This is a genomic window from Deinococcus hopiensis KR-140 (genome assembly GCF_900176165.1).
Lineage (GTDB): Bacteria > Deinococcota > Deinococci > Deinococcales > Deinococcaceae > Deinococcus > Deinococcus hopiensis.
This window is the reverse complement of sequence record NZ_FWWU01000004.1, coordinates 372472-380191: the sequence shown is the minus strand read 5'-3', so window position 1 is coordinate 380191 and position 7720 is coordinate 372472. Positions and strand designations below refer to the sequence as shown.

General features: G+C 68.1%; 7 protein-coding genes. 6 read left to right on the top strand and 1 reads right to left on the bottom strand.

Annotation, left to right across the window (positions count from 1 at the left end):
• The 3 genes from B9A95_RS04860 to B9A95_RS04850 all read left to right on the top strand — a co-directional run.
• The coding region (locus tag B9A95_RS04860; protein ID WP_342744560.1) for a Gfo/Idh/MocA family protein at window positions 1-1057 on the top strand (1057 nt) is incomplete at its 5' end.
• On the top strand, window positions 1054-2103 hold the full coding sequence (locus B9A95_RS04855) for a Gfo/Idh/MocA family protein (RefSeq protein ID WP_084045794.1): 1050 nt from the start codon (window positions 1054-1056) through the stop codon (window positions 2101-2103). The genes B9A95_RS04860 and B9A95_RS04855, both read left to right, overlap by 4 nt.
• Window positions 2100-2852: a ThuA domain-containing protein gene (locus B9A95_RS04850; protein ID WP_084045793.1), complete on the top strand. Its 753-nt coding sequence runs from the start codon at window positions 2100-2102 to the stop codon at window positions 2850-2852. Before B9A95_RS04855 ends, B9A95_RS04850 begins: the two co-directional genes overlap by 4 nt.
• A gap of 59 nt (window positions 2853-2911) precedes the next feature.
• Here the strand turns inward: B9A95_RS04850 and B9A95_RS04845 are convergent, their stop codons facing one another.
• A complete protein-coding gene (locus B9A95_RS04845; protein WP_084045792.1) occupies window positions 2912-3592 on the bottom strand; it encodes a Type 1 glutamine amidotransferase-like domain-containing protein in 681 nt (226 codons plus the stop codon).
• Window positions 3593-3938: 346 nt separating this feature from the next.
• Here B9A95_RS04845 and B9A95_RS04840 point away from each other — a divergent pair, with 346 nt between their 5' ends.
• The 3 genes from B9A95_RS04840 to B9A95_RS04830 are packed head-to-tail and all read left to right on the top strand — an operon-like array spanning window position 3939 to window position 7679.
• Window positions 3939-5150, top strand: coding sequence for an ROK family protein (locus tag B9A95_RS04840; RefSeq protein ID WP_084045791.1), 1212 nt, complete (start codon window positions 3939-3941; stop codon window positions 5148-5150).
• Window positions 5147-6688: a sugar ABC transporter ATP-binding protein gene (locus B9A95_RS04835; protein ID WP_139806452.1), complete on the top strand. Its 1542-nt coding sequence runs from the start codon at window positions 5147-5149 to the stop codon at window positions 6686-6688. Before B9A95_RS04840 ends, B9A95_RS04835 begins: the two co-directional genes overlap by 4 nt.
• On the top strand, window positions 6681-7679 hold the full coding sequence (locus B9A95_RS04830; RefSeq protein ID WP_084045789.1) for an ABC transporter permease: 999 nt from the start codon (window positions 6681-6683) through the stop codon (window positions 7677-7679). Before B9A95_RS04835 ends, B9A95_RS04830 begins: the two co-directional genes overlap by 8 nt.
• Window positions 7680-7720: the final 41 nt, after the last annotated feature.

Genomic DNA, 7720 nt, shown 5'->3' with positions numbered 1-7720 from the left:
AGGTCCAGTCATGACCAAGTTTCTGTCTCCAACCGAGCCCCTTACCGTCGGCCTGATCGGCGTCGGCGGCATCGCCACCCTTCATGAGCGCGGCTACCGGGAAGCGGGCGCACAGGTGGTGGCCATCGCCGACACGCACGAGGCGACCCTGTCGCGGCGACAGGCCGAGTGGAACGTGCCCCGCGCCTACGCCGATATGGAAGCGCTTCTCGCCGATCCAGAGGTGCAGGCCGTGTCGGTCTGCCTGCCCAACGCCTGGCACCACGAGGCCACCCTCGCCGCCGCCCGCGCGGGCAAGCACGTGCTGTGTGAAAAGCCCATTGCCATGTCCCTGACCCAGGCCGACGAGATGATCCGGGTGTGCCATGAGGCGGGCGTGGTGTTGCAAGTCGGTCACCACCTCCGCACCAACCCCTACGCCGCAAAGGCCCACGAGATCATCACGAGCGGCGCACTGGGGCGCGTCACCTTCCTCCGGCTGCGGCAGGCCCACGACTGGGGGGGCACCACCCCACGGGCCTCCTTTATGACGCTGGCGAGTTCGGGCGGCGGCACCCTGCTGGACAACGGCTGCCACATGATGGACCTCGCCCGCTTCTTCGGTGGCGACGTGCGCGACGTGTTTGCCCGCACCGCCACGCTGGGCTACGACGCCGAAGTCGAGGACACGTCCCTGGTGTCGCTGGGCTTCGAGTCCGGCGCCCTGGGCAGCGTGGAAAACGCCTGGACCGCGACGGGCTGGGAGGAGGCTTTCTGGATCTACGGCACGCGGGGCGCGCTGGAATACACCAACCGCACCGGCACGCCCGAGTTGCGGCACGTCTTCCGCGACTCGCCCGGCACGACCTGGGACGGCACGGACGTGGCGACGTACCGCTTCGGGGGCGTGTCTCCCCACTCGCGGGGCGTGGCCGCCTTTGTGGACGCCATCCGGGGAGGGCGCGAGATTATCTGTACGGGCGAGGACGGGCGGGAAGCCGTGCGCCTGGTCCTGGCGAGTTACGAGAGCGCGCGCCGGGGCCAGCCGGTGATGCTGGCGGCAGAGGCCCAACCTTGAGCGCCCCGCTTCGCCTCGTGCAGGTGGGTTTGGGCGGCTGGGGCCGCGACTGGACGCGCATCGTGCGCGCAAGCGCGGACGTGGAGCAGTCGGCGTTTGTGGACAGCAATCCGGAAGCGCTGGCCCTCGCCGCGAAGGGTGGAGCGGACCCCAGACGCTGTTTCCCCTCGCTGGAGACGGCGCTGGAGGCCGGACCCGCCGATGCGGTCTTGATCACCACCGGGGTGGGCGGACACGCGCCCGTCGCCCTGGCCGCTCTCGAGGCGGGCCTGCCCGTCCTCGTCGAAAAACCCTTCGCGGCCACCCTGGCGCAGGCGCAGGAGGTGGTGCGGGCGGCGGCGCGGCGCCGCCTGCCGCTGATGGTCAGTCAGAATTACCGCTTCCACCCGGCTCCCGCGCTTGCAGCCCAGGTGGTGCGGGAGGAGAGGCTGGGGGCGCTGGGCTTCGTTGAGGTGGACTTTCGGCGGGACAACGCTCGCCCACGGCCTCCCGCCACGGCCCACCACGCCCTGCCCGATCCCCTGCTGATGGACATGGCGATCCACCACTTCGATCTGATGCGCTTCGTGCTGGGCCGTGGGCCGCTGCGGATCAGTTGCACGGCCTTCAATCCGCCCTGGAGCCCTTTTCGCGATCCCGCCGCCGCTGCCGCCGAGATTGAGTTCGAGGGCGGCGTGGTGGTCAGTTACCGGGGCTCGTGGGCCAGTTCCGGACCCGTCACCCCCTGGGCGGGCGAGTGGCGCATGGACGCGGAGGGCGGCGAGATTCGCTGGACCAGCCGCGACGAGCCCACACCCGATTTTGTGGCCGTGCGCCAACTGGGCCAGGACCTCGAGCGTCTTGCCCTTCCCGAGCTGCCCCACCTGGACCGCGCGGGCGCGCTCTCCGAATTCGCTGCCGCCATCCGCGAGGGCCGCGAGAGCGCCAGTTCCGGGCGGGAGAACCTGCCCAGCCTCGCGCTCGCCTTTGCCGCGCGGCTTTCCGCTCAGGAGCGCCGCCCCGTCGAACTGTCTGAACTTCTTTCCCCTCAGGAGGACTCCGCATGACGCAAACGGCCCAAACCCCAACTGCACAGCCCATTCGCGTGCTCGTCTGGAACGAATTTCGCCACGAACGCAAGAACGAGGCCGTCGCTGCCCACTACCCGGAGGGTATCCACGAAACGGTCGCGGCGGCCCTGCGCGAAGGCGGCTGCGAGGTCCGCACCGCTACCCTGGACGAACCCGAACACGGCCTGACGGAAGAGGCCCTCGCCTGGGCCGACGTGGTGTTCTGGTGGGGGCACATCGCCCACGGTGAGGTCAGCGCCGAAGCCACCGAGCGCGTCTTCGCGCGGGTGATGGACGGCATGGGCTTCGTCGCCCTGCACTCGGCGCACTTTTCCAAGCCCTTTAAGCGCCTGATGGGCACAGGCTGCGACCTGAAGTGGCGCGAGGCGAACGACAAGGAACGGCTGTGGGTGCTTGCACCGGGGCACCCCATCGCCTCGGGGCTGGGTGAGTACATCGAACTGGAGGCCGAGGAGATGTACGGCGAGTTCTTCGACGTGCCCCCACCCGAGGAACTGGTCTTCATGAGCTGGTTTACCGGCGGCGAGGTCTTCCGCTCGGGCTGCACCTACACGCGCGGGCGCGGGCGGGTCTTTTACTTCCGTCCCGGTCACGAGACCTACCCCACCTACCACCACCCCGACATTCGCCGGGTGCTGGTGAATGCCGCCCGCTGGGCTGCGCCCGTAGACGGACCCAGACCAGTGTTCGGCAACGCCAAACCCCTGGAGCGCCTGGACGGGTAGGTGCTCAGCCGCTCCACCTGCTGCCGGGCCCTCCCGAAGATATGGGGAGAGCCTGGAAGCTAGGGCTGCTGGGGTGTAAAGCGCTTCCAGTGCCCCTCGGAGATCACCTCAAGGCCGCTGTCCGTGACTTTGATGGCAGTCTCATCGTCGATCGCGTAGGCCGGACCGGAAAGGCCCGCCGCCCACTTCTCTGCATTGGTTAGGGTGTTGTGCGGCAGGTCCGGGTGATCCAGATGCGGGAAGATCGAGAAATCGACGAGGCCCAGTGTCTCGTCGCTTCCCGTGGGAGGCTGCCACGCCACGAAGTCCTTTCCGGTACGTGGGGTCATGACCATGCTCCCCGCACTCAGTCCCACCCAGACGGTCTCGCGCAGCGACGGCAACAGGTCCGCCAGCCCGGACTCCCGCATCCAGTGGCCCAGGTACAGGGCGTCGCCGCCGTTGACCAGCAAAACGTCTGCCTGCTGCACCCAGGGAACCCAGCGCTCCCGCCCGATGCTGGGCAGCGCGGTCAGTTCCAGCACGCCCACAGACTTCCAACCCAGTTCGGTCATTGGGCACTGGGGTTCCTGTCCGCTGATAAATCGCCACGCATGGGTTGGATTGGTCTGTGGATGTCCGTAACCCGCCGTGGGAATGCAAAGGGCAGTGGCCTCGGCAATCGGCTTGCCCAGAAGGTCCAGCAGCGCGTCATGGATGCTGGGATTTTTGATTCCAGCCGAAGTGAGCAGAAGTTTCACAGTTCCTCTCCTTCTTGGTGGACGGAAAGCGAAAAGAAGCCTTTTTCCCTGATCCTGATTTCACGGTCAGCCAGAAGCGTAATATCACCTGTTCTTACACCCGTAACATAGCATCGGAAAGTCTGTTCAGCTTCTGACCCAGTGCAGAATTGCCGCACCCTGCGTTCCTTTTGCTTTTTCGCCTCGGGATCGGCAGCGGCCCGCAACACAACCGAGTGCCTTGCTGAAGAGGCGCCAAAACGCCTCTCAACCGCCGACTTAGGTCGAAATCAAGCCAAAGTACGCGCTTGCGTGGACAAAGAGGACGGGATTACACTTCTCTTCATCCAGAAGGAGGCGGGGCGACATGACGGCACAGACGGTGGGCCGGTGGTCAGATATTTCCGCGGCCGAGCGGGCGGTGGTGGAAGCGGTCTTCTGGGGACGGGACCTCTCCCGCAGCGAGTTGGGACGGCGTGTGGGCTTTTCCAAGAGCAAGCTGGGCGCAGAAGTGGCCGGGCTGATCACCGCCGGCGTGCTGGAAGAACGCGGCGCTCACGCCTCCACTGGAGGGCGGCGTGCGGAGGGGCTGAGTCTGAGCCGCGACCTGGGCGTGCTGGCAGCAGTCGACCTGGGCGCCACCAGCCTGGACGTGGCCCTGCTCTCCCCCACGCTGGAGGTTCTGGACGCCTTGACTGAGGACACGGACGTGCGGCGGGGGCCGGGCCCGGTGATGGCGCGGGTCAAGGCGCTGGTGCGCCAGCTTCTTCGTGCGCGGGGCCTGCGGGAAGGCGACGTCCTCGCCGTGGGTATGGGCCTTCCGGGGCCGGTGGAGTTTCAAAGTGGCCTGCCGGTCAACCCGCCCATCATGCCCGGTTGGGAGGGCTTTTCGATCCGCGACGACCTCGCGGAGATGCTGGACGCCCCCGTGTATGTGGACAACGACGTGAACATCGCGGCGCTGGCCGAACTGTGGCATGGCGGACAGCAACCGCAGAACTTCTTCGTGGTCAAGGTGGGCACCGGGATCGGCTGCGGCATCGTATGTGGCGGCGAGATCTACCGGGGCGCGGACGGAGCGGCGGGCGACGTGGGGCACATCCTGGTGGATCCCCTGGGGCCGCGCTGCCACTGCGGCAACGTGGGCTGCGTGGAGGTGATGGCCGCCGGTCCCGCCATCGCCCGCGAGGCCACGGCGGCCGCGCAGGCGGGCGAGAGCCCCCTTCTGGCCGACTGGTTGGAGGCGAACGGACGGCTGGACCCCCCGGACGTGGCCCGCGCGGCGCGTGAGGGGGACCCGGTGGCGAACGCCATTATTCAGAAGTCGGGCCTGCTCATCGGCCAGATGCTCGCGTCGCTGGTCAACTTCTTCAATCCGTCGCACATCGTCCTGACGGGCGGTGTGACGCGCATGGGGCCGCTGTGGCTCGCCTCCATCCGTCAGAGCGTGTACCAGCGCTCACTGGCGCTCTCAACGCGGCATATCGAGATTCGCCCCTCCCTCGTGGGAGACCAGGGCGGCCTGATCGGGGCCGGAGCACTGGCGATGCTGGGTTGTCTCCGGGTGGAACGCACGTGACGGGCGGGGTAGGTGCCGTTCCCCGCGCCGCCTTTCGCGGTGTGTCCAAGCGCTTCGGTCCGGTGGACGTGCTGCGGGACGTGTCGTTCGAGATCGCTCCCGGCGAGGTTCACGCGCTGCTGGGCGAGAACGGCGCGGGCAAAAGCACGCTGATGAAGGTGCTCTCGGGCCACCACGCGCCCACCTCCGGGCAGGTGGAAGTGGACGGCGCGCCCGTGCAACTCCGCTCGGTGCGCGACGCCGAGGCGCTCGGCATCGTCCTGATTCACCAGGAATTCAATCTGGCCGAGGACCTGACCGTCTCGCAGAACGTCTTCCTGGGGCACGAGGTGGGCGGCTTTCTGCTGAACGACGCCGAGATGAACCGCAGCGCCGCCGCTGCCCTGGCCCTGGTGGACGTGCAGCTGGACCCGCGCACCCGCGTGCGGGACCTGAGCGTGGGGCAAAAGCAGCTCGTGGAAATTGCGCGGGCGCTGTCCCGCCAGGCGCGGCTGCTCATTATGGACGAGCCGACGGCAGCCCTGACGCTGGGCGAAACGCGGGTGCTGCTGGACCTCGTGGCCCGGCTGCGCTCCGAAGGCGTGACGGTGCTGTACATCAGCCACAAGCTCGACGAGGTGGAGCGCATCGCGGACCGGGTGACGGTGCTGCGCGACGGGCGTTTCGTCGCCACGCGGCCCAGAGAGGGCCTGACGCCGCGCGCCATGGCGAGCCTGATGGTGGGACGTGAACTGGAGGACATGTTTCCAGCGCGGGGTGCGCCCTCCGGTGAGGTGGCGCTCGCCGTGCGGGGGCTTACCGTGCCCGGCTGGGCGCAGAACCTCTCCTTCGCGGTGCGCCGGGGCGAGGTGCTGGGCTTCGCCGGCCTCGTCGGCGCGGGCCGGACCGAGGCGCTCGAGGGACTCCTGGGCCTGCGCCGCCGCACCGTAGAGCGCGTGGAGCGGGACGGAAAGCCCGTGACCATCCGCGACGCGGGAGACGCGGCCCGTCACCGCCTGGTCTACCTGTCTGAAGACCGCAAGGGCAAGGGCCTGCTGGTGGACGCGGGGCTGCGCCAGAACCTGACGCTGATGACCTTATCGCGCTACGCCCGGCCACTGCTCGACGTGGGGGCTGAACGCCGGGCGCTGGCGCGGGCCGTGGACGAGTACGGCATCCGCACCGGGCGGCTGGATGTGGCGGCGAACGCGCTCTCGGGCGGCAACCAGCAGAAGCTCGCCCTCGCCAAGATTCTGGAAACCGAGCCCGAGGTCATCGTGCTGGACGAGCCCACACGTGGCGTGGACGTGGGCGCCAAGCGCGAGATCTACCACCTCATTCACCGCCTGGCCGATACAGGCAAGGCCGTGGTCGTCATTTCCAGCGAGCTGCCCGAGCTGCTGGGCCTGTGCCACCGCCTGCTGGTGATGCGGGCGGGCCGGATCGTCGGGGAACTCACGGGGGAGCGCATGAACGAACACGAGGTCATCGAGTACGCCACGGGCCTGAAAGACGACGGGGCCGCGCCTCAAGGAGAAGGGGTGACCGCGCATGTCTAACCCCGCCGCCGAATCGGGCGCGTCCCCCTCCCCTCCCCTGCTCGCCCGGCTGGGCAGCCTGGGACCACTGCTGGGGCTGGTCCTGCTGATGGCCCTGGCGACGGCCCTCAACTCCAGCTTTCTCACGCCTGCCAACCTCGCCAACGTTGCGACGAGCGCCGCCTTTATCGGCATCATCGCGGTCGGCGCGACGTTCGTGATCATCTCCGGCGGCATTGACCTCAGCGTCGGCTCGCTGGCAGCCCTGACGGCGGGCTCGGTCATCCTGATCATGAATACGGTCTCGAAAACGCTGGGGACGGGATGGACCACGGTCCTCGTGGGTATCGTCGCCGCCCTCGTTATCGGAGCGCTCGCGGGGCTGGCGCACGGCACGCTGATCTCGCGGGGGCGCATTGAACCCTTCATCGTCACGCTGGGCACGCTGGGCATCTTCCGCGCGGTGCTGACCTACCTCTCGCAGGGAGGGTCCATCAGCCTCGACCTCGCCGTGGCTGACACGTTTGGGCCGGTCTACTATGGCCACGTTCTCGGCGTGCCGGTCCCGGTGCTCGTGTTTGCCCTTGTGGCGCTGCTGGGCGGACTGATCCTCAACCGCACCCGCTATGGGCGCTACGTGCAGGCCATCGGCTCCAGCGAGCAGGTCGCGCGCTACGCCGCCATTGACGTTTCGCGGGTCAAGGTGCAGACCTACGTGCTCCAGGGCCTATGCGTGGCCATCGCCACCATCTTGTACGTGCCGCGCCTGGGCTCAGCCTCGCCGTCCACGGGGCTGCTGTGGGAACTGGAGGCCATCGCCGCCGTCATCATCGGGGGTACAGCCCTCAAGGGCGGCAGCGGGCGCATCTGGGGCACGGTGGTTGGGGCGCTGCTGCTGATGACCATTACAAACATGCTCAACCTCACCAACATCATCAGCGTGTATCTCAACGCCGCCGTGCAGGGCATCGTGATTATCCTCGTCGCTTTTTTCCAGCGGGGCAAGCGGTAATGCCCCTCGTCCGTGCCGCGTCACCGTCGCCCGCCCACCCA